This window comes from Nonomuraea sp. NPDC054003 (assembly GCF_055585125.1).
Genome location: NZ_JBVJKR010000015.1, coordinates 174669 through 193436 on the forward strand (window position 1 = coordinate 174669; position 18768 = coordinate 193436).

22 protein-coding genes are annotated in these 18768 nt (G+C 70.3%); 10 read left to right on the forward strand and 12 right to left on the reverse strand.

Annotated features, from left to right (window positions below):
- The first annotated feature begins 261 nt into the window (after nt 1-261).
- Nucleotides 262-594 (forward strand): type II toxin-antitoxin system Phd/YefM family antitoxin, encoded by a 333-nt coding sequence (locus tag ACZ6YG_RS34285; RefSeq protein WP_378583190.1) that lies wholly within the window; start codon nt 262-264, stop codon nt 592-594.
- Nucleotides 579-986 carry a PIN domain-containing protein gene (locus ACZ6YG_RS34290; protein WP_271277396.1) on the forward strand — a complete coding sequence of 136 codons (408 nt, stop codon included), beginning with the start codon at nt 579-581 and terminating at the stop codon, nt 984-986. Before ACZ6YG_RS34285 ends, ACZ6YG_RS34290 begins: the two co-directional genes overlap by 16 nt.
- A 331-nt stretch (nt 987-1317) precedes the next feature.
- On the opposite strand, the gene ACZ6YG_RS34295 is transcribed toward ACZ6YG_RS34290, so the two are convergent.
- Complete coding sequence (locus tag ACZ6YG_RS34295) at nt 1318-1863, reverse strand: AAA family ATPase (protein WP_148035303.1); 546 nt, start codon at nt 1861-1863, stop codon at nt 1318-1320.
- A 641-nt stretch (nt 1864-2504) separates the two neighbouring features.
- Between ACZ6YG_RS34295 and ACZ6YG_RS34300 the strand changes: the two genes are divergently transcribed.
- Both ACZ6YG_RS34300 and ACZ6YG_RS34305 read left to right on the forward strand, forming a co-directional pair.
- Nucleotides 2505-2810, forward strand: coding sequence for a hypothetical protein (locus tag ACZ6YG_RS34300; RefSeq protein ID WP_466020297.1), 306 nt, complete (start codon nt 2505-2507; stop codon nt 2808-2810).
- 156 nt (nt 2811-2966) lie between these two features.
- A complete protein-coding gene (locus ACZ6YG_RS34305; RefSeq protein WP_219543003.1) occupies nt 2967-3176 on the forward strand; it encodes a hypothetical protein in 210 nt (69 codons plus the stop codon).
- A 53-nt stretch (nt 3177-3229) separates the two neighbouring features.
- Here ACZ6YG_RS34305 and ACZ6YG_RS34310 read toward each other — a convergent pair whose 3' ends face one another.
- A complete protein-coding gene (locus ACZ6YG_RS34310) occupies nt 3230-3889 on the reverse strand; it encodes a response regulator transcription factor (protein WP_364229571.1) in 660 nt (219 codons plus the stop codon).
- A complete protein-coding gene (locus ACZ6YG_RS34315; protein WP_466020298.1) occupies nt 3886-5049 on the reverse strand; it encodes a sensor histidine kinase in 1164 nt (387 codons plus the stop codon). Before ACZ6YG_RS34315 ends, ACZ6YG_RS34310 begins: the two co-directional genes overlap by 4 nt.
- A 157-nt stretch (nt 5050-5206) precedes the next feature.
- Between ACZ6YG_RS34315 and ACZ6YG_RS34320 the strand changes: the two genes are divergently transcribed.
- On the forward strand, nt 5207-5842 hold the full coding sequence (locus tag ACZ6YG_RS34320; RefSeq protein WP_466020299.1) for a hypothetical protein: 636 nt from the start codon (nt 5207-5209) through the stop codon (nt 5840-5842).
- A gap of 14 nt (nt 5843-5856) precedes the next feature.
- On the opposite strand, the gene ACZ6YG_RS34325 is transcribed toward ACZ6YG_RS34320, so the two are convergent.
- A complete protein-coding gene (locus tag ACZ6YG_RS34325) occupies nt 5857-6390 on the reverse strand; it encodes a GNAT family N-acetyltransferase (protein WP_148035308.1) in 534 nt (177 codons plus the stop codon).
- A gap of 54 nt (nt 6391-6444) precedes the next feature.
- Nucleotides 6445-6873, reverse strand: a complete 429-nt coding sequence (locus ACZ6YG_RS34330; RefSeq protein WP_466020300.1) for a DUF6223 family protein — start codon at nt 6871-6873, stop codon at nt 6445-6447.
- A 175-nt stretch (nt 6874-7048) separates the two neighbouring features.
- Here ACZ6YG_RS34330 and ACZ6YG_RS34335 point away from each other — a divergent pair, with 175 nt between their 5' ends.
- Complete coding sequence (locus ACZ6YG_RS34335) at nt 7049-8257, forward strand: RNA polymerase sigma factor (protein ID WP_466020301.1); 1209 nt, start codon at nt 7049-7051, stop codon at nt 8255-8257.
- Between the two features lie 15 nt (nt 8258-8272).
- Here ACZ6YG_RS34335 and ACZ6YG_RS34340 read toward each other — a convergent pair whose 3' ends face one another.
- From ACZ6YG_RS34340 to ACZ6YG_RS34365, 6 genes are all read right to left on the reverse strand, one after another.
- On the reverse strand, nt 8273-8638 hold the full coding sequence (locus ACZ6YG_RS34340; protein ID WP_148035311.1) for a YciI family protein: 366 nt from the start codon (nt 8636-8638) through the stop codon (nt 8273-8275).
- A gap of 108 nt (nt 8639-8746) precedes the next feature.
- Entirely contained in the window at nt 8747-9166 is a 420-nt protein-coding gene (locus ACZ6YG_RS34345) for a S26 family signal peptidase (RefSeq protein WP_466020302.1), read from the reverse strand.
- A 110-nt stretch (nt 9167-9276) separates the two neighbouring features.
- Nucleotides 9277-9483 (reverse strand): hypothetical protein, encoded by a 207-nt coding sequence (locus ACZ6YG_RS34350; protein WP_148035312.1) that lies wholly within the window; start codon nt 9481-9483, stop codon nt 9277-9279.
- A 104-nt stretch (nt 9484-9587) separates the two neighbouring features.
- On the reverse strand, nt 9588-11390 hold the full coding sequence (locus ACZ6YG_RS34355; RefSeq protein WP_466020303.1) for an ABC transporter ATP-binding protein: 1803 nt from the start codon (nt 11388-11390) through the stop codon (nt 9588-9590).
- A complete protein-coding gene (locus ACZ6YG_RS34360) occupies nt 11387-11938 on the reverse strand; it encodes a redoxin domain-containing protein (RefSeq protein ID WP_187281486.1) in 552 nt (183 codons plus the stop codon). The genes ACZ6YG_RS34355 and ACZ6YG_RS34360 overlap by 4 nt, the downstream gene beginning before the upstream one ends.
- 128 nt (nt 11939-12066) lie before the next feature.
- Complete coding sequence (locus ACZ6YG_RS34365) at nt 12067-12597, reverse strand: MauE/DoxX family redox-associated membrane protein (protein ID WP_187281487.1); 531 nt, start codon at nt 12595-12597, stop codon at nt 12067-12069.
- A gap of 127 nt (nt 12598-12724) precedes the next feature.
- Between ACZ6YG_RS34365 and ACZ6YG_RS34370 the strand changes: the two genes are divergently transcribed.
- From ACZ6YG_RS34370 to ACZ6YG_RS34385, 4 genes are all read left to right on the forward strand, one after another.
- Complete coding sequence (locus ACZ6YG_RS34370; protein WP_466020304.1) at nt 12725-13210, forward strand: DinB family protein; 486 nt, start codon at nt 12725-12727, stop codon at nt 13208-13210.
- A 356-nt stretch (nt 13211-13566) separates the two neighbouring features.
- Nucleotides 13567-14085, forward strand: a complete 519-nt coding sequence (locus ACZ6YG_RS34375) for an NUDIX domain-containing protein (RefSeq protein ID WP_148035316.1) — start codon at nt 13567-13569, stop codon at nt 14083-14085.
- A 2-nt stretch (nt 14086-14087) separates the two neighbouring features.
- Complete coding sequence (locus ACZ6YG_RS34380) at nt 14088-15050, forward strand: PfkB family carbohydrate kinase (protein WP_466020305.1); 963 nt, start codon at nt 14088-14090, stop codon at nt 15048-15050.
- A 1085-nt stretch (nt 15051-16135) separates the two neighbouring features.
- The gene (locus ACZ6YG_RS34385; RefSeq protein ID WP_271277383.1) at nt 16136-17377 is read left to right on the forward strand and encodes a prenyltransferase/squalene oxidase repeat-containing protein; all 1242 of its coding nucleotides are present in this window, start codon (nt 16136-16138) and stop codon (nt 17375-17377) included.
- A gap of 40 nt (nt 17378-17417) precedes the next feature.
- Here the strand turns inward: ACZ6YG_RS34385 and ACZ6YG_RS34390 are convergent, their stop codons facing one another.
- Nucleotides 17418-18758 (reverse strand): FAD-binding oxidoreductase, encoded by a 1341-nt coding sequence (locus tag ACZ6YG_RS34390; protein WP_466020306.1) that lies wholly within the window; start codon nt 18756-18758, stop codon nt 17418-17420.
- Nucleotides 18759-18768: the final 10 nt, after the last annotated feature.

Genomic DNA, 18768 nt, shown 5'->3' on the forward strand with positions numbered 1-18768 from the left:
CTGGATCACTAGGCCCCGCAGCCAAGCTCGTAAGCAAGTGTTCTGCAGAGGCCGTGACGATCGCCGACTTCGGTGCCTGCCGTACCTGGCTAGGGCGATCGCCTGCTGGGGCCCTCCTCCGTCGACCTCCAGGCCGCGGTATGTCAGCAGGACGATCGCCACACCTGAAAAGCGGAAGGTCGGCGGTTCGACCCCGCCCCTGACCACCTCATCTGACCCGCAAGAATGCCCCGTAGCGATCATCGCTCCGCGGGCGTTTTGGTGTCCGCTGACATGGAGGGTCGTCATCGGTTCGGCTGGCTCATCCTCATGGGATCAGATAATCTGATATCTATGAAGGTGATGACTGCCACTGAGGCGTCTCGAAGCTTTGCGTCGGTGCTCGACGAGGCCGAGCGCGGGGAGACAATCGTGGTGACTCGCGGTGGGAAGCAGATCGCTGTGATCGGGCCCGCACCGACAGCGCCGGGGCGTATGGTCAAGGCGTTTTTGGCAAGCAGAGCCGGGACGTTGGACGCCGATTTCGAAGCTGACGTGGCGGCGGCCCGCGAGGCGATCGACAGCGAGATGAGGGGCACATGGCCCGACGCCTGATCCTTGACACCGGTGTGCTCATTGCGGCCGAGCGAGGCAAGGCATCCGTTGACGCGGTGATAGGAGACGCCGATGATGTTGCGATCTCGGCGATCACTGTGGCCGAGCTGCTCGTCGGCGTGGAGCTGGCCGATGCGGCACGACGGCCCGATCGGCAGACCTTTGTGGACCAAGTTCTCGCGTTGATCCCTGTTGAGGAGTACACGACGGACGTCGCCAGAGTCCATGCCCGTCTGATGGCGCATGTCCGACGAGAGGGGAAGTCGCGAGGCGCGTACGATCTGCTGATCGCGGCTACGGCCGCGGCCACCGCGAGAACGGTGCTGACGATGGACGCGTCGGCCGCGTTCGACGATCTCCCCGGCGTGAGCGCTCAGGTGGTTCCTCGCTGAATACCGACGGCAACCCTGATGGCAACGTTCATCACCGTAGCCATACGTGAGGCACCGTTGACGGCCTTCGACCTCCAGGCCGCGGCATGTCAGCAGGGCGATCGCCACACCTGAAAGCGGAAGGTCGGCGGTTCGCCCCCTCCCCTGACCACCTCATCTGACCAGCAAGAATGCCTCGGAGCGGGTGAGCTCGCGGGGCGTTGTGGCGGAGTGACGATCAGCTGAGGCGTCTTCCAGCTTGCCGAGAGCCTATTGGCTGAGGTGGAAGTTCGGCCTGTGGCAAGCTGAGCGGTCCGCTGGCAGGACAAAATGCGCAGAGTCCGCGGGCTGGTCAAGATGCGGCTTCGAGCAGCTTTTTGACCGTCGCCACCCGGTCCGGCAGCGGGCCTGGAGCGATCGGCACGCACTCGTAGCCGAGTGAGGTGTAGGTGTCCTGGTGGATCTGCTCGAATCGCAGGGACTCCTCGAAGGTGATCGATCGCGCGTCGGTCGGTGTGACGAACCCAAGGCTCTGAACGAAGAACACCTTCTTGGCGTAGATCTGCTGAGCTTGGATGCGTTCCAATTCGCGGGACAGAGCCGGAGAGACAGGATGGCCGAGGTAAGTGGCTAGGGCGTAGGTGCAGACGGGCGATCGATCGTAGATCTGTACATCACCGGGAAGGGCCGCGGCCTGTTCCTGCCGGCGGCGCTGCAAGGCGGCGATCGCCCCCACGAAGGACGGCTTCGTCCACGGCTCAGGTTCACCCCGAGCCTGCTCCAGGGCGATGACGTCCGTCGCCGCCTCTTCGACGACGGTGTAGCCGTCACACTCCAGCCAACGCAGGATCGTCGTCTTCCCGGCTCCGGGGGTGCCGGTCAGGATGTAGCGCTTCATCGACCGCCTTCGTACGTCTCGGACATGGACACGGCCCAGCCCGCTTTGTCAGATGGTGTGATCGGCGGTCATCCGGAGGAGGAGATCCCGAGTTCCGGCCCGCGACAGGAGCGAGGGCCTCAATGATCCGTACATGAGGACAAGCCTCTGGACCCTCTTGGTCGCACTCTACGTGAAGATCGACCAGAAGATCGCAGGAAACCGGTCGGGTGGGTTGACCGCCACAGCTCAGCGACTCCCGACCGACTTCCGATACAGGTCCTGCCCGCCCTCCGCCTTCTTGACCTCGACGTCGCCTGATGCCCATATCCAGCGCCCGAAGGTTCTGGGCGAGATCTCCGAGATCAGCGGGCAGCACCATGAACCACCGAGCTTGAGGGCGTCCGCGCATCAGCTACCCGCCGTTCCACTTGCCCCGCATGACTTCCAACGGCGGATGAAACTTACATCATCGGGTGCGGAAACCGGCCCGTACGAACAATCGAAGACTGACTCCCCAGAGTGCCCTTGGCCATGCGTTTCACCGTGAGGATAACGGTCGCCGGATTCTTATTGACGAAGTGGCCGATACCGCCGCTAGATCGATATGCGCTAAATCTGTTTTGATCGATATCAAATGCCCGTCCCTCGTAAGGAGAAGCATGCAGAAAGTCAGTTGGCTCCGCCGGCTCGGTCTCGTCTCAGCGGTAGTGGCGGTCGGCCTGGCGACCGCGCCCATGGCCGCGCACGCCGATGGCTATGACACTGCCCGCAGCGCCACTGCTCGGGGGGCGGGCAACACCTACGCGGCCGGGTTAGCGGCGGCCGAACAGCGGGCTCGACAAGACGTCCTCGCGGTCGGCCACGACTGCACCCCTGGGACCTATAGCACGCTGTTGATCTATTCCTCTCCAGGTGGCGGCACATGGGTCTTCGAGTCCACCCATAACGCGATGTGCGTCGACTGATCACGTTGCCGCGGATCGGCGGTTCGGCCCCGCCCCTGACCACCTCATCTGAACAGCAAGAATGCCCCGTAGCGATTGTCGCTCCGGGGCGTTTGCGTTGTGTTGACGGCAACAGGTGGTGGCATGTGCATCTGTGCGGCTGCCAGAATTCCCGGTGTGAGCCGGACCGATAACACCATGCCGCTACGCATTCAGGAGCAGGACGGCCGCCGTTTCAGGCATGACGTCGGCGGGTCCTATGAGGGCATCGGGAAAGACGCGAACATCGCTGAGCGGAAGGCCCGGCAGCGCGTGCGGCTGACCCTGCTACGGGGTGAGGAGCCGGAGCCGACCAGGCACCGCCGAAATGAGAAGTGGCAGTACTGAAAGCGCTCCAGGAGTGCTTTCGCAGCGAGGTCCGATCACCGGCAGCGGGCTGATCAGCCGCCCTCGCCGGGGCGGACCAACCCGGACTCGTAGCCGAGGACCACGGCGTGCACCCGGTCACGCAGGCCGAGTTTGGCGAGTATGCGGGTGATATGCGTCCGGACGGTCGTGGCGGAGATCACCAGCCGGTCGGCGACCTCCTGGTTGTCCAGGCCCCGAGCCATCAGCGTGAACACCTCGAGCTCGCGCGCCGTCAGCCGGGAGAACGCGGCCGGCGGGCGGCCCGGCGGCGGGGTGGCGAGGAACCGTTCGATGAGCCTGCGGGTGATGGCCGGCGCGAGCAGCGCCTCGTCACGGACGACGGTCCGGCAGGCATGGACGAGGTCGGGAGGGTCCACGTCCTTGAGGAGGAACCCGCTGGCGCCGGCGCGCAGCGCGTCGTGGACGAGGGCGTCGTCGTCGAAGGTGGTGAGTATCAGGACCTTCGACGTGGCGCCGGCCCTCGCCAGCTCACGTGTCGCGCCGATCCCGTCGAGCACGGGCATCCGGATGTCCATGAGCACGAGGTCCGGTCGGAGCTCGCGGGCGGCGGCGACCGCCCGCCGGCCGTCGGCGGCCTCGCCCACGACTTCGAGATCTTCCTCGGTCTCCAGGATGAGCCGGAACCCGGCGCGTACGAGTGACTGGTCGTCGGCCAGCAGGATCCGGATCACGCCACGCTCACGGCCCGCACCAGGGGCAGCCGCGCGTGGACGCGGAAGCCTCCGCCCGGCCGGGGCCCGGCCTCGAGGTCGCCCCCGCACAGCCGGGCCCGCTCCGCCATCCCGATCAGGCCGTAGCCGGCCCGCTCGGGTGTCCCTGGCCGGGTGGCGCCGTCGTCCTCGATCGTGAGACGCACGGCATGCTCGTCCACGACCACGAGGGTACGGGTGGGTGCGCCCGGGGCGTGGCGCATGACGTTCGTGAGGGACTCCTGGACGATGCGGTAGGCGGCCAGGTCGACCGCCGGCGGCAGCCCGCCGACCGGACCTGTGACCGTCAGCTCGACCGGCACGCCGGCGGCGCGCATGTCGTCGGCGAGGTCGCCGAGCCGGGCCAGGGAAGGACGCGGCCCGGCCGCGGGAGCGCCGTCGAGGCCCAGCAGGAACCGCAGCTCGGAGAGCGCGGACTTCGCGGTGGCGCGCACCGAGGCGACCACTGAGCGGGCCTTGCCCGGGTCGGACTCCACGATGCGCTCGACCGCGCCGAGCTGGACCACCACGACGCTGACCGTGTGGGCGAGCACGTCGTGCATCTCCCGGGCGATGCGGGAACGTTCCGCGTCCCTCGCCTCACGGGCCCGTTCCTCCCGCTCGTGCTCCAGTTCGCGGGCCAGGCGTCGCAGCTCGGTGATGCGCAGCTGCCGGTCCCGGATGGTGCGGCCCGCGAGCCAGGGCGCGAGCGTGATCAGCCCGGTGAACGCGAAGTCGGCCACCGTCTGTGACGCGGCGAACGGGATCGCGCCCCACACCAGGGCCAGGGCCGCGACCAGGCCGGCGAGCGCCTGGCGGAGCGGGGCGTGGGCGGCGACCGAGTAGACGGTGATGACGAGCGCGATCACCGCCGCGTACCCCTGGCTCGTGACGTCCGCGCCCAGGCCCTCCGCGACGAAGAGGGCCGACCACCCGATCAGGACGGCCGGCAGGGGCCGTCGCCGCCGCCACACGACGGGCGCCGTCATGGCGACCGAGACGATCAGCGCCGTCGCGCCGCCGTCCCCGGCCATCACCTGCCCGGCGCCGAGCGCGACGAGGACGGCGGCCACCGTGAAGTCGACGAGCCGCGGCCGGGCCCGCAGCCACCGCGCCAGGGCGCCGGCGCCGTCGTCGGTCATGGCACGAACCATAGCGGCGCGCTACCCGTGCGGCATCGCCCCGGGGAGGTAGGCGCGTACGAGCGGGCTCGTACGCGGTTCGGCGTGACCTCCGACGATTCCGGCGCCTGCCGTCCCTAGCGTCGGCGGCACAGCCACTGCTCCCCCGGAGGTCCACATGTCACGCCGAAGCACCGCCGTCGCACTGCTCACCGCCGCCGTCGCCGGCCTGGCCGGCACGATCCTGCTGCCGTCGTCCGCCGACGCCGCCGCGCAGCTCGCCCTGATCGAGGCTCGGCCCGCCCTCTGGATGGGTGCGAACGTACTGCTCGTCGTCTCGTTCCTGTGCTTCGCCGGTGCCCTGCTCGGGCTCACCGGGCTCTTCCGCGCCCAGGGTTCGCGGCTGGGCGTCACGGGGGCGGTCCTCGCGGCGCTGGGGTGGGCGCTCCACATCGGTCCCGTCGCGTACGTGATGGCCCAGTACCCGCTGGCCCACCACGCGGACCGGGCGGGTGCGGCCGAGATCGCCGGGGCGATGTTCGCGGCGCCGCCCTTCGCCGTGCTCATCGTCCCGGTGCTGCTGACGACCGTTGTGGGCACTCTCACCCTCGCCGTCGCCCTCTGGCGGACGCGGCTGGCACCGCGGTGGGCGGCGGTGACGCTGGTGGTGGCGCTGGCAGCCGACTTCGCGACGCCGGACGCCGTGTCCGGGATCATGATGTTCGCTCTGATGGGTGTCGCGCTGGCACCGTTGGCCGCACGGCTGTTCGTGCTGGAGACGACCGACGGGGCTCCTGTGGCCGCGCGGGCGTGACGTACCGGCCCCGCTCAACCGGACCACACGCCGAACCACTGTTCGGCGTCGAACTCCTCGAACCGCGCCACCTCGGTGAACCCCAGCTTCGCCGCGAGGCGCATCGAGCGGTCGTTGGCGGTCTGGGTGGTGAGCACCACCGGCTCGCGGGGAAGCGCGCCGGCGACCCAGTCGAGTGCCGCCGCGCACGCCTCGGCGGCGTACCCGAATCCCCACGCCTCCGGCAGGAACATGTAGCCGAGCTCGACCTCGCCGCCGTCCGGGCGGACGCGACCCGGACGATCGGCCTCGCGCCGCTTGATGTCGACGACGCCGATCATCGACCCGTCGAGATCGACCGCGAACAGGCCGGGGCGGCGCCGGGGCACGGCAGGCAACGCGCGCTCGAACTCGTCACGCGGTCGAGGGCCGCCGAGGTAGGCGCCCACCTCGGGCGAGGTGAACAGCTCGATGATGGCTGTACGGTCCCGGGCCTCGGGCTCACGGAGGACGAGCCGCTCGGTCCTGATGGGGGCGGGCGGCCAGGCGACGGGTCCGAGCTCGGTCATGCGGCCAATGTAATGGCGATCTCCGTGGCGGCGTGGTCATGGGCGGTCGGCCGTTCACTTGCCGGCAGAAGCCCGCGGAGACGCGGGGTGTGGCTCAGCGCGGCGGGAGCGGGCCAGGGCCAGCCCGCCGAGGGCCGCACCGGCCAGCCCCAGCGCCAGGGCCATGGCCGCCCCGAACACTCCGTTGCCGGTGCCGAGACCGCCGTCGGCGACGGCCAGTTTCACCGCGCCGTTGAGCCCGCCGACGAGCCCCATCACCAGGGCCGCGATGGCTCTCCTCCTCCCGCCGCTGCCTGCCCGGCGGACGGAGCGCCACGCCAGCCAGCCGAGAACCACGCCGCCCACCGCCACCAGTGCGGCCACGCTGGCCCAGACGCGTTCAGGGGTCCCGAGGAACGTGTCGACACCTTGACCCGCGCATTCTGTCGGTGTCGTGCACACGGGCGAGGCCACCTGTGCGGCGAGGTCGAATAGGACGGACATGAGGCGCTCCTCCGCTTCCCGCGACTGGACGCCAAGAACTATGTCCGCTGAACCCGCCGCCGGTCATCCTACTGATGGAGACATCTCTCCCTACCGCGGACGCCGCAGGAACCGCGAATCTACCGCGTCCGCGGTAGGTGATTGCGCCGTCCTGCGAGGACTGCAGACTGGTGCGGTGAGTGACGTGGCGGAACTGCTGGACCGGATCTGGCGGACGGACGCGGCCGGCATGCTCGGCGCGCTCAGCCGGCGGCTCGGCGACTTCGACCGGGCCGAGGAGGGGCTGTCGGACGCGCTGGCCGAGGCGCTCAGGCGCTGGCCCGACGAGGGCGTGCCGGACAGCCCCACCGGCTGGCTGGTCACCACGGGCTGGCGCAGGGCGCTGGACCGGCTGCGCCGCGACGCCGTCGGCCGGGAGAAGATGGCGCGGCTGGCGGCGGAAGCGCCGCCTGAACCGGGCGTGGACGATCGGCTGGCGATGGTGTTCGCGTGTTGCCATCCAGACCTCCCCGAGCCGGCCCGGGTCGCGCTGACGCTGTACGCCGCCGGTGGCCTGAGTACGGCCGAGATCGCGGCCGCGTTCCTGGTGCCGCTGCCGACGATGGCGCAGCGGCTCTCCCGGGCCAAGCGTCTGCTGCGGAAGCGCGGCATCCGGTTCGAGGTGCCCCAGCCGCATGAGTACGTCGACCGGCTGCCGACCGTGCTCGCGGTGATCTATCTCGTGTTCAACGAGGGCTATCTGCCCAGTGGCCGGTCCGCCCAGCGGCGCGAGCTGGCCCGCGAGGGGGTCGAGCTGGCACGCCAGCTCGCGGGGCTGCTGCCCCGTGAGCCGGAGGCCGCGGGTCTGGCGGCGTTGCTGGAGCTGCACCAAGCCCGCGTCGACGCGCGGTTCGACTCGCGGGGCCGCATCGTGCTGCTCGGCCGGCAGGACCGGCGACTGTGGGACAGGGCGGCGATCGAACGGGCGGCGCTGCGGCTGCGGGCGGCGGTGCGCCAGGGCCGGCCCGGGCCGTACCAGGTGCAGGCGGGCATCGCCGCGCTCCACGCCCTGGCCGTCTCGTACGAGGCCACCGACTGGGCCGGTGTGCGAGGGTTGTACGACCGGCTGTACGCGTTGGACCCGTCGCCGGTGGTGCTGCTGAACCGGGCGGTGGCCACGCGGTTCGCGGTGGGCCCGGCTCCGGCGCTGGACGAGGTCGACGCGCTCGGGACCCGGCTCGCCGGCTATCACCTGTGGCACGCCGCCCGGGCCGACCTGCTGGCCGCGCTCGACCGTACGGCCGAGGCGCTGACGGCGGCGGAGCGGGCTCTGGAGCTGGCGACCAACCCGGCCGAACGGGAGCTGATGTCGCGTCGAGTGGGTGAGCTGAGGCGCCGGCTGTGAGACCGGCGCCCAGCGTCAGAGCTGTTCGCGGCTCATCACCGGACGGACCTCCAGCGCGCTCATCCCGGCCGTGAGCGGCCAGGTGGCCGCGATCCGCGCGGCCTCGTCGATGTCGTCGCACTCCAGCATGACGACCGCGCCGATGACCTCCTTGAGTTCCAGGTACGGTCCGTCGCTGATCATCGGCTGACCGGTCCCGTCGGCGCGCACGGTCTTCGCCGTCTCCCGGGGCTGCAGCTCGGCGCCGCCGTCAGCGATCTTGCCGGTCGGCTGCCACCGCTCGTACCAGTCGTAGACCTGCTTCATCGCGTCCTGCTCCTCGGCCGGGGACAGCCCGCTCCACTCGCGGTCGTCGCCGAAGATCAGCATCGCGTACTTCATCGTCACTCCTCGTGGTCGACAGAACTGCGTCGTCCGGGTGACGAACGGGCGGCACCGATCCTCGACAGGTTCCGCGAGAATTCTCGCCGCAGAATCGGCGTCAGGGGTTCAGGTGCCGATGGCGCGTACGACGACGCCGACGAGTTGCTCCTGGGTGACCAGGCCGTAGTCCCGCGAGTCGCGGCTGGCGTCGGGGTTGTCGCCCAGGATCGCCATCCGGCCCGGTGGGATGCGTTCGTGCGCGGGCGACGGTATGTGATCCGGTACGGGGTCCCCCGGTACGGCGGCGAGCCGTTTGATCACGTATCCGGCGGGGTGGCGCGGGTCCGCCATCCGGGCGTCCGGCACGACCACCACGATGTCGCCCACGCTCAGGCGTGACAGGGGCGTGCGGCGTACGAGGAGACGATCGCCGGGGCGCAAGGTGGGCGCCATGCTGAAGCCCGCGACCGTGGCCAGCACGAACCTGCGCCGCAGCACCGCGGCGAAGGCCGCCACGCCGGCACCGGCCAGGAGCACTGCGATCACGACCTGCACGGAAGGCGCCTCACTCGTCGGCGGAACTGCGGGGTAGGGGGACACTGACGCGGAAGCGGCCACCGGCTCCGTGCCGGCGGCCACTCGCGCCTACGTGTCGGCTAGCAGCTGTACTTGGCCCCTCTCACGTTGCAGGGGCCGCAGGTCGTCTGGCTGCTGTCGCAACCGCGGTCGCACCACCGGGAAATGGAATAGACGCCGCTGCAGTAGCAGAATTCCTTCCAGGTCGTGCAGGCGGCTTGAGCGGTGACCTTGGGCACGAAAGCCGACAACATACGGTCGCCGAGGGTGTTGAAGAGTCGCAGCATGCTCTACTCCCTTGTGAGGTTCACGGGCCGTTTCCTTGACGCCGGTAGGCGTCGCCCGATCTTGACCCGTTTCGACCTACAGTAAAGATCCATTCAGGTCCGGGTCAATCCCGATATCCGGCGGCTTGGAGGGAGAACAGCTCGGCGTAGAGCCCTCCTGCCTCGACCAGCTCGTCGTGCCGCCCGGCTTGCGCCACGGTGCCGCCGTCGAGCACCAGGATCAGGTCCGCGTCCCGGATCGTGCCGAGCCGGTGCGACACCAGCAGGCTCGTGCCGCCGTCGCGCAGCCGCTGGAAGCCCTGGTGGATCTCGTGTTCGGCCTCGGCGTCGAGGCGGGCGCTCGGCTCGTCGAGGATGAGCAGGTCACGGCCGCCGCGCAGGAAGCTGCGGGCGATGGCGACCCGTTGCCACTGCCCGCCGGAGAGCGTGGTGCCCGGGGTCGTCCCGTTGAGCTCGTCGCCGGCGAAGTAGATGCGGCTGAGCAGCGTGTCGTACCCGTGCGGGAGCCCGCTGAGGATGTCGTGCACCCCCGCGTCCCGCGCGGCGGCCTCGATGCGTGGGCGGTCCGTCAGGGCCTCCGCGTCACCGATGCCGATGTTCTCGGCGGCCGACAGCTCGTAGGAGACGAAGTCCTGGAAGACGCCCGCGATCCGGGCGCGCAGCTGCGCCGGGTCGAGGTCGCGCAGGTTGACGCCGTCCCAGAGGATCTCGCCGCGGTCCGGGTCGTAGAAGCGGCACAGGAGCTTGATGATCGTGCTCTTGCCGGCGCCGTTGTATCCGGCGAGGGCCACCGCCCGGCCCTTCGGGATCGTCACGGTGACGCCGCGCAGCACCCACGGGAGGTCCTCCCGGTAGCGGAACCAGACGTCCCGCAGCTCGATGCCGTGCCGCAACGGTTCCACCGGACGGGGGCGGGCCGGCACCGGCAGGTCCTGCTCCGCTTCCACGACGGCGAGGTAGTGACCGAACATCAGCAGCTGGGTGTGCGCTCCGGCCAGGTCGCGCACGACGCCGAGCAGCGCCGCCTGCACCGCGGCCACCGCGGCGACCAGCATGGCCACGTCACCGACGGTGACCGTTCCGGCGGCCGCGGCGTTGACCACCCAGACCAGGCAGCCGCCCGCCACCCCGGTCGAGAGCATGGTGAGCAGCGCTTCCGTGCTCAGGGCCCGCCGGTCCATGGCCCGTTCCACCCGGTTCGCGGTACGGCGTTCGCCGAGCATCCGTCCCCGGAGGAAGGAGCCGACGCCGAACAGCCGCACCTCGGTGGCCGCCTCGACGTCGGACAGCAGCTGGCCGTAGAACAGCTCGCGCCGTTCGTGCGGCCCCACGGTGTTCATGGTCTCGGCCCGCCGGCGGGCGAGCGCGAACTCGGCGCCGACCGCGGGGAGCGCGCCGACCAGGACGACGACCGCCAGAACGGGGCTGACCGTGACCAGTGAGACGACGAACCCGGCGGTCACCAGGACCTGCTGGAGCAGGTTCAGGCTCACGGCCACGATCTCGGCCGGTCCTGAGCCGCCGGCGTGACGGGCGAAGCGCAACCGGTCCGCGAACTGCGGGTCCTCGAACCGTCCCAGACCGACCAGCCGGTTGACCGCCGCGTAGAGCTGGTCGAGGGCGGCGAGTGCGACGATCCGTCCCTGTTCGGCCCGCAGGTAGCGCAGCACCTGCGCCAGCAGGGCCGTCAGGATGCCCGCGGCGACCAGGCCGGCGATCGGCCCCGTCAGGTCCGCGGGCCCGCCGGGGGCGCTCAGCTGATCGAAGACGATCTTCGTCAGCCAGGCGACGGCGACCGGCGCCCCCGCGCCCAGCACCGTGAGCACGAGCTGGGCGATGGTCGTACGCGCCGCGAACCGCCAGGCCAGCCGCCAGGCGGCGAGAGCAACCCGCCTGCCGGTCGTCACAGGGCCACGGAGTCGGGAAGGACGTCGACCTTGAAACCGGTCACCTGGAGGACGCCGTCCTGGCCCATGAGGCAGAAGGCCGGGTATCCGCGCAGGCCGAACGCCGCGGCCATGGCGCCGTCGACGTCCCCTTCGATGACGATCTGCGCGATCCCGCCCAGTTCCTCGCGCAGCCCGCCGAGCTCCTCGGGCGAGCCGAGGAGCACCGCGATCACCTGGTCGCGCCCGCCCGGCAGGCCGGACGCGTACCGGATGAAGGCGGGTTTCTGCTCCTCGCAGGTCGGGCAGCGCGGCGAGAAGAAGGCCACGAGCATCCCCGGCCGCAGATCGTCCCGGGTCACCGTCCGGTCGTCGCCCGTGACGGCGCTGAACTCGCCGACGCGGGCGCCGGCGGGCAGGGTGATCTCTTCCTGTCCGGGGGGATGCCCGCCCCCTCGGTTGATCAGCTCGGTGTGCTCGCGCAGGCGCCGGATCACCGCGACGGTGAGCACCAGGTTGAGCAGGCAGATGATGAAGACGATCGCTAACGCGGCCCACAAGACTGACACGGCGTAATCCTCCGAGTTGATCGTTTTCGGAGCGGCCAGGATAGTACAGGTCTAGTCAGGCGAAGCGGTCCATGATTATCGACAGGGCATTCTCTGCGCATAACACGACATAGGGATCAAACCGGCTGTTATCTCGCCGTCGGCCTGAACAACGCGACGAGGTCCTCGAACGCCGTGATCAGGATGCCGGCGACCAGTCCGGCGACACCGGCGAGCAGGGCGTACGGCACCTCGAACGCGCCCGGCGCGGAGGCGCCGGCCAGCCCGAGGACGGCGACGCAGACGAGGATCAGGTTGCGCACGATGTGGATCGGGCCCAGGGGCGTGCTCGACGCTCCGAAGCACCGGCAGGGGGCGCGGTTGCCGCGCGACAGCGCCCGCCCGATCACCAGGGTGAAGGACAGCAGGAGGCAGCCGGCCAGGGCGAAGCCGATCCACCCCGCCACCCGCACGGGGACGAGCAGCAGCACGGCGACGACGATCTCGGTCGCGACCACGGCGAACGCCGCCGGCCGCAGGAGGGGGCCCGGCACCTGGTCCAGTTGGCGCAGCGAACCGACGAAGGCGGCCCAGCCGGCCTTCCCCGAGACCTTGGTCCAGGCCGCCGTGACGAAGACCGCCGCGAGCAGCAGCCGACAGGCCACGTCCAAATAGTGCACGGTGGGCCAACCTATCCACCGCGCCCAGCCACCACAACCGCGTAACCGGAGGGCGGGCGCCCGGGAACTGTCGGGGCCGGCCGCTAGCCTGCGGTGCGGCGGGCTGGTCGGCGAAGGGTGTGGGCCGGTGGGCGACAGCGAGAAGCAGTCCCTGTTGACATTCCTGGAGGCGCAGCGCGCCGCCGTGCTGGCGATCATCGACGGTCTCGGCGACGACGCCCTGACGACCGCCGTCCTGCCCTCGGGGTGGACGCCGCTGGGTCTCGTCGAGCATCTCGGTCACGCCGAGCGGCACTGGTTCCAGGAGGTCGCCCTGGGTTCGGCCGAGCCCCTGCCCTGGCCGGCCGACGACCACGCGCCGCTCACGACCCCGCGCTCGCCGTCGACGGTGCTGGCCTTCTACCGCGCCCAGTGCGAGCGGTCCGACGCCGTCCTCGCCGCCATGCCGCTGTCGATGCGGCCCCGGGGGCGCCATCCCCATCCGCCGGGAGATCGGATCACCGACTTACGGCAGATCGCGCTGCACATGATCGAGGAGACCGCCCGTCATGCCGGACACCTCGACGTCGTGCGCGAGTTGATCGACGGGAAGACAGGGCTCGGGCCTCGCTAGCGCCCGGCCCTCTTCACTTTCATGGCCGAGCGGCCGGCGATAGGTGAAGGGCTGCACGCTCGTCGACGTCGAAGAGTTCCCGGATGCAGCACGGAAAGGGCGTCTTAAACGGGGCTTCAGAGGGCAGGCAACATAAAGTCGCTTTCGGGCAACATTATTGCGGAGTCTGGATGTCGGCGACCCGAACTGCCACACTGAATAAGCCGCACTTCGGATGATCCACCGCCGCCAAGGCGCTGTCGAACGCTTCACGACTGGTGGAAACTGCCTGACGGACGAGGTAGAAGCGCTAGTGTGGGGCGCCGGCCGTGTCGCGACCGGCGTTCAGGCGTTCCCACTCGGCGAAGGTGAAGTCTATGGTGGACCGGCTCTTGGGCGGCCTGACAGAGGCTGATCTGGCGAATGAGGAAAAAGTGCGCATCGTCGTCGCGCAGAAAGCCTTCATGGCCGACAGGAACCGCCTGTTGCTCGTCCGCAAATCGCCATCCGACCCCTACAACCCCGGTTTGTGGGAGGTTCCCGGCGGGCGTATGCGGGGCGCGGACGAAGGGCTCGACGAGCACATCGTGCGCGAGGTCCGCGAGGAGGCGGGCATCGAGATCGAGCCCGGCCCTCCCTTTCACATGTGGGACTGGGCCATGCCGGCCGACGACGGCGGTTGTGTCCGGGTCATCGCCGTGGCCCGGCAGTGCCGGGCGTTGTCGCACGAGGTGACCACCTCCGGCCAGATCTCCGGCGACCACATCGACGAGGTGCGGTGGGTGCGGCTCGACGCCGTCGCCCGCTATCCGCTCATTCCCGGGATCGATGGGGCGGTGGAGCGGTTCCTGCGGCTGCGCGGCGCGCATCCGTCCGAAGCCGTCTGCCGCCGCTGACCATGATTCCCGCCGACGGAGAGCGCCGGTTCAGTCTGGTCGCGATCGGTGAGATCCGGATCGACGTCCGCGTGCGGGTCGACTCCCTGCGCTTTCGCGACGTGCGCGGCGACCAGTTCCATTACGCGCCGGTGCGCATCACTCCGGCGGGCGTCGCGCTGCAGATGGCCCGCCAGGCGATCGGCCTCTTCGCCACCGTCACGCTGGTGTCCAGGATCGGGCGTGACGAGTTGGCCGATCCGATACGGGCCCAGGTGACCGCGATGGGGGTGACGCCGCGGCTGACCGTGGTGGAAGGCGCCTCGACCGCGAGGGTGCTCGTCATACGTGACACGTCGGAGGGGCACGGGGTCCGCCTGATGGTCGCCGAACCGCTGTCGGACCTCCAGATGCTGGGCGTGTCGGACGTGCGGGCGGCGATCCGGGAGATCGCCGCGGCGGACGCCCTCTTCCTGACGGGATACGAGCTGCTGCACGCCCGGTCGGCCGAAGCCGTGCTGGAAGCCGCGGCCGTCGCCCGGTCGCACTCCACGGTGATCTGCCTCGACCTGGTGCCGCACGACATCCACCGCAGGATCCCCCCGGCGCGGCTGCTGCCGCTCCTGGAGGCGGCGGACGTCGTGGTGGGCGAGCTGGAAACGCTGCGCGGCGTGGTGGGCGCCCCTGAGGGCGGCCCCGAGCTTCTGTTTCCCCTGCTCGACGCGGTGCACAAGGCCGCACCGGTGTGGATGATCCGCTCGGGGGCCGGTGGCGCGAGCCGGTCGACGATCTACCAGCAGGACCGCCTGCACGTCGACTACCCCACCGGCTACGAGCGCGTCTCCGATCCCATGGGCTTCGGCGACCTGCTCACCGCGCGTGAGCTGCGCTGGCTGCTGTCAACGGGGCTCGCCCCGGCCTCCGCGGACGGGAGCAGCTTCCGGAGCGTCGCCATGAACCGCTCGCGCGTCTCCGGCAGCCCGTAGATGTCCTGCCAGCGCCACCGCTCGCCGGGCGGCGCGGCGCACATCCTGAGGAACTGCGTGGGCAACGATCCCGGGCAGGGGTAGGTGGTCGTTCCCTCGGCGTCCTCCAGGTAGAGGTAGGAGACGCCGCTCCGGAACAGCTCCGCCGGGCCGGCGGAGGTGCCGGACAGGGCCTCGCGCTCGATCCCGGCGCGGACCGGGCCGGCCCCGGGCAGAAAGTGCAGGTGCGCGTGGTCGATGCAGGAGCCGGCGCCGTGCGGGCCGGCCGGGCCGTGTTCGAAGACCGTCACGGGGCGGCCGTAGACCGCCTCCAGCCACCGGGTGACCTCCCGCTTCCGCCGGGCGACCTCCCGCGCCAGGCCCGGTGGGCACGCGCCGAAGCACGGGAAGTGGCGCGTCGAGACCAGCAGGAGATGACCCTCGGTGAGAGGAGCCAGATCCGGCGCGCACCACAGGAACTCGTCACCCCACAGCAGGGCGGCCGCACCGGGAACACCGGCGTCCTGGTTCATCCGAAACCGGAAACGACCGCAAAATACACAATCCTCCTCTTGGCCGGTTTTTGACACGTTTTCAGAAAGCATGACGGCGCCGTCTCGATTTTCGGGCGTGCCGTACCGTGGAATGAGGACTCCGCCGGGCGGGAGAAGTTCGAAGGCTTCCGGCAGCAGATGACCGGCCGTCTCCATGTCGCAGTGAATGCGCCGGTAGAAACCCGCTGGATACGGCAGGGCGCCCGGGATCGGGCGGGTAACAATGCCCTCCTCCGCGGCCCAGGTCCCGGTGGCGGCGGTGAGATGGGCCAGGGAAGCCCGCCGGGGAAGGGATCGGGCCCACTCGGTCGTGCCGCCGAGCGCGAGGATATCGCCGTCCTCAATATGAAAGCCAGAAACCACCGATCTGCACCGTCCCGAATGAGGTATGGCGACCGGACACTTCGGCTATATCAAAGCGTGACGTTAGTTGCAATGGGGGGAACGGTACGCTCCGGGAAAAGCGGCGACGGGGGAACGGCCTTGTTGCACGAGATCGATCTGTCACAGTCCGAGAGCGCGTTGAACAAGTCGATGGACTTGTTGCGCCACATGTACAACGAAAGTCCCGCGGGTGGGGGCGGCTGGTACCACCTGCTCGACACCGTCCCGCCGGGGGCGACCGCGACCGCCGTGGCGTTGCTGACCTTCCACGTCGCGGGTGAGTCTCCGCCCCACCTGGAGGACGCGCTCAACTTCCTCAGGGTCCGCCAGATCAAGGACGAGGACCCGAAGGTCGACGGCGGCTGGTGGACCAACACCAGCAAGGACAAGCCGGTGGTCGAGGCGACCGCCTGGGTGGTGCGGTGCCTGGCCGCGCTGCGGTGCGACGACCAGCCGACGACTCCCGACCTCTCACGGGCGGTGTCCTGGTTGCGCAACAACCAGGACAGGTCCGGCGGCTGGGGCTCCTTCCACGGCTGCCCGCCCCGCGTCTGGCTGACGTGCCTGGCCCTGCGGGCCCTGCTGGAGGCGGCGCCCCAGGACCCGGCGGTCGACAAGGGGGTGGCGTGGCTGATCGAGCAGCAGCTGCCCTCCGGCGGCTGGGCCCCGGAGCCCCGCCAGAACCAGGCACGCGTCGCCCACACCGCGTCGGCGCTCACCACGCTGGTGAAGGCCGGCGTCGACCCGGCGTCCGAGAAGGTGGCCAAGGGCTTCGACTGGCTCCTCGCCAACCTGGACACCTCCTCCCTGGTGGAGATCGGCAACCGGGAGGAACGGTCCAACGTCCTCTTCCTGCGTACGGACAAGGGCGAGGAATACTGGCTCCCGCCGTCGCTGACGCACTACGCGCTGCCGGTGGCGACCACGGCGCTGATGCACCATCCGCGGTTCCAGAGCATCGACGTGGCGGGGAAGCTGGCGCAGTCCTTCGACACGATCGTCACCGAGCAGTGTCAGGACGGGTCCTGGCCCAACAGCATGAGCACGCACATCACTCTGTGGGGGGTGTGGCCCTGCGTGGAGGCCCTGGCGTCGCTCAGGAGCGTCAGGCTCGCTCGTGCCGGGGATCAGATCGTCTGGATGGAAGGCGCGATCGTGATCCGGCAGAAGGACGGGAAGAACCTGCCGATCGAGAAGGTCCTGCGTCCTCTGCTGCCGCGGCGCCGGTGGGCCGGGTCCCTGCGGTGGTTGCGGAGGCACTGGGCCTGGGTGTCGCTGGCGCTCTTCGTGGCGGGAGGAGCCGTGGGGCTGGCGACGCGGCTGATCCAGCTGACGGAGTTCGCCTTCGGGCTGATCCTGCCGATCGTCCTCCTGGTGCTCCAGCGCTTCATCGATCGCAAACGCCAGTGACGCGGCCGGCCGGCCACTGACATGGCCGGCCGGTTCCTGTCTACCGGGGCCGGATGTTGTGGTTGCCGGTGAACAGGTTGCCGGGGTCGTACTGACGCTTGACCGCGGCGAGCCGCTCGTAGGTCGGCGCCGGGTAGACGGCGGCGACGTCCTCCTCGGTGGCGGATGCGAGGAAGTTGGCGTAGGCGCCGCCGGCGTGCGGCGCGAGTTTCGCCCAGAGCGCTTCCAGGGCGGGACGCGCGGCCTCGACGACCGGCTCGGGGCCCGCGACGGTGGTCGTGAACATCAGCTCCGCCTGGCGGTGCGCGTAGGCGGTGGCGTCGGGGGCCACGCGGGACACGGCGCCGCCGACGCTGCGGACGGCGATGAACGGCGGCCTTTCCGACGCCCCGGCCTCGGCCAGGACCTTGAGCGCGGCGGGCGCCGCGTCACCGCCGGTGAAGGCGCTCCGGGTGAACACGCGGAAACCCGGCGGCGGGGTGGCGCCCTCCACGAGCGTGTCCGCGAAGGGCCGCGGTGCGACGTCGTCGTCGATGACCGTGCCGAGGCGGCGGATCGGGTCGATGGCCCCGGCCGCGCGCTCCGGGTCGTCGCCGTCGAAGGCGACGCGGATCTCGACGGGCGCTTCGGGGCCGCCCGCGAAGGGGTTGGCGAACTCCGCGACGGAGGTGAGCTCTTCCGGGGCGGTGCGGAGGTGGTCCGCCCAGCCCTGGAGCACGGCCGCCGCCTCCCGCGCGGGGAAGGCGATCCGGCCGAAGAAGACGTCCGTCGTCGGGTGTGCCGCGAACGCGAAGGCGGTCACGATCCCGAAGTTGCCGCCGCCGCCGCGGATCGCCCAGAACAGCTCCGGGTTCTCCCGCGCGGAGGCCCGCACGGTCTCCCCATCGGCGGTGACCAGCTCCGCGGCGACCAGGTTGTCCAGGGCCAGGCCGTGCTTCCTGACCTTCCAGCCGATGCCCCCGCTCAAGGTCAGCCCGCCGACCCCGACTCCCTTGGTGTCACCCGAGGAGATCGCCAGGCCGTGCGGGGCCAGCGCGGTCGCGACCTGGCCCCAGGTGGCGCCGCCGCCGATCCGTACGAGGTGACGCTCCTTGTCGGTGACCTCCACGCTCGCGAGCGCGCCGAGGTCGATCACCACGCCGCCGTCGTTGGTGCCGAAGCCCGCGAAGGCGTGGCCGCCTCCTCGTACGGACAGCCGGAGGCCGGCGCCGGCGGCGAATCTCACGCCCGCCCGCACGTCCCCGACGCTCCTGGGCCGCAGGACCCAGGCAGGACTGCCCGTCACCAGCACGGAACGACTGGCCGACGCGTACTCGGCCGATCCCGGTTCGACGATGTCGCCGCCGAAGTCGCGGCGCAGGGTTTCCAGTGCTGAACTCATGATGTTCCTT

Bases quoted from the DNA above. Each gene is read 5' to 3' on its own strand.
- ACZ6YG_RS34390 (WP_466020306.1), bottom strand. From the start codon at position 18,758: ATGAGTTCAGCACTGGAAACCCTGCGCCGCGACTTCGGCGGCGACATC.
- ACZ6YG_RS34320 (WP_466020299.1), top strand. From the start codon at position 5,207: ATGTCACGCCGAAGCACCGCCGTCGCACTGCTCACCGCCGCCGTCGCC.
- ACZ6YG_RS34295 (WP_148035303.1), bottom strand. From the start codon at position 1,863: ATGAAGCGCTACATCCTGACCGGCACCCCCGGAGCCGGGAAGACGACG.
- ACZ6YG_RS34385 (WP_271277383.1), top strand. From the start codon at position 16,136: ATGTACAACGAAAGTCCCGCGGGTGGGGGCGGCTGGTACCACCTGCTC.
- ACZ6YG_RS34290 (WP_271277396.1), top strand. From the start codon at position 579: ATGGCCCGACGCCTGATCCTTGACACCGGTGTGCTCATTGCGGCCGAG.
- ACZ6YG_RS34340 (WP_148035311.1), bottom strand. From the start codon at position 8,638: ATGAAGTACGCGATGCTGATCTTCGGCGACGACCGCGAGTGGAGCGGG.
- ACZ6YG_RS34350 (WP_148035312.1), bottom strand. From the start codon at position 9,483: ATGCTGCGACTCTTCAACACCCTCGGCGACCGTATGTTGTCGGCTTTC.
- ACZ6YG_RS34300 (WP_466020297.1), top strand. From the start codon at position 2,505: ATGCAGAAAGTCAGTTGGCTCCGCCGGCTCGGTCTCGTCTCAGCGGTA.
- ACZ6YG_RS34375 (WP_148035316.1), top strand. From the start codon at position 13,567: ATGGTGGACCGGCTCTTGGGCGGCCTGACAGAGGCTGATCTGGCGAAT.
- ACZ6YG_RS34380 (WP_466020305.1), top strand. From the start codon at position 14,088: ATGATTCCCGCCGACGGAGAGCGCCGGTTCAGTCTGGTCGCGATCGGT.
- ACZ6YG_RS34315 (WP_466020298.1), bottom strand. From the start codon at position 5,049: ATGACCGACGACGGCGCCGGCGCCCTGGCGCGGTGGCTGCGGGCCCGG.
- ACZ6YG_RS34330 (WP_466020300.1), bottom strand. From the start codon at position 6,873: ATGTCCGTCCTATTCGACCTCGCCGCACAGGTGGCCTCGCCCGTGTGC.
- ACZ6YG_RS34325 (WP_148035308.1), bottom strand. From the start codon at position 6,390: ATGACCGAGCTCGGACCCGTCGCCTGGCCGCCCGCCCCCATCAGGACC.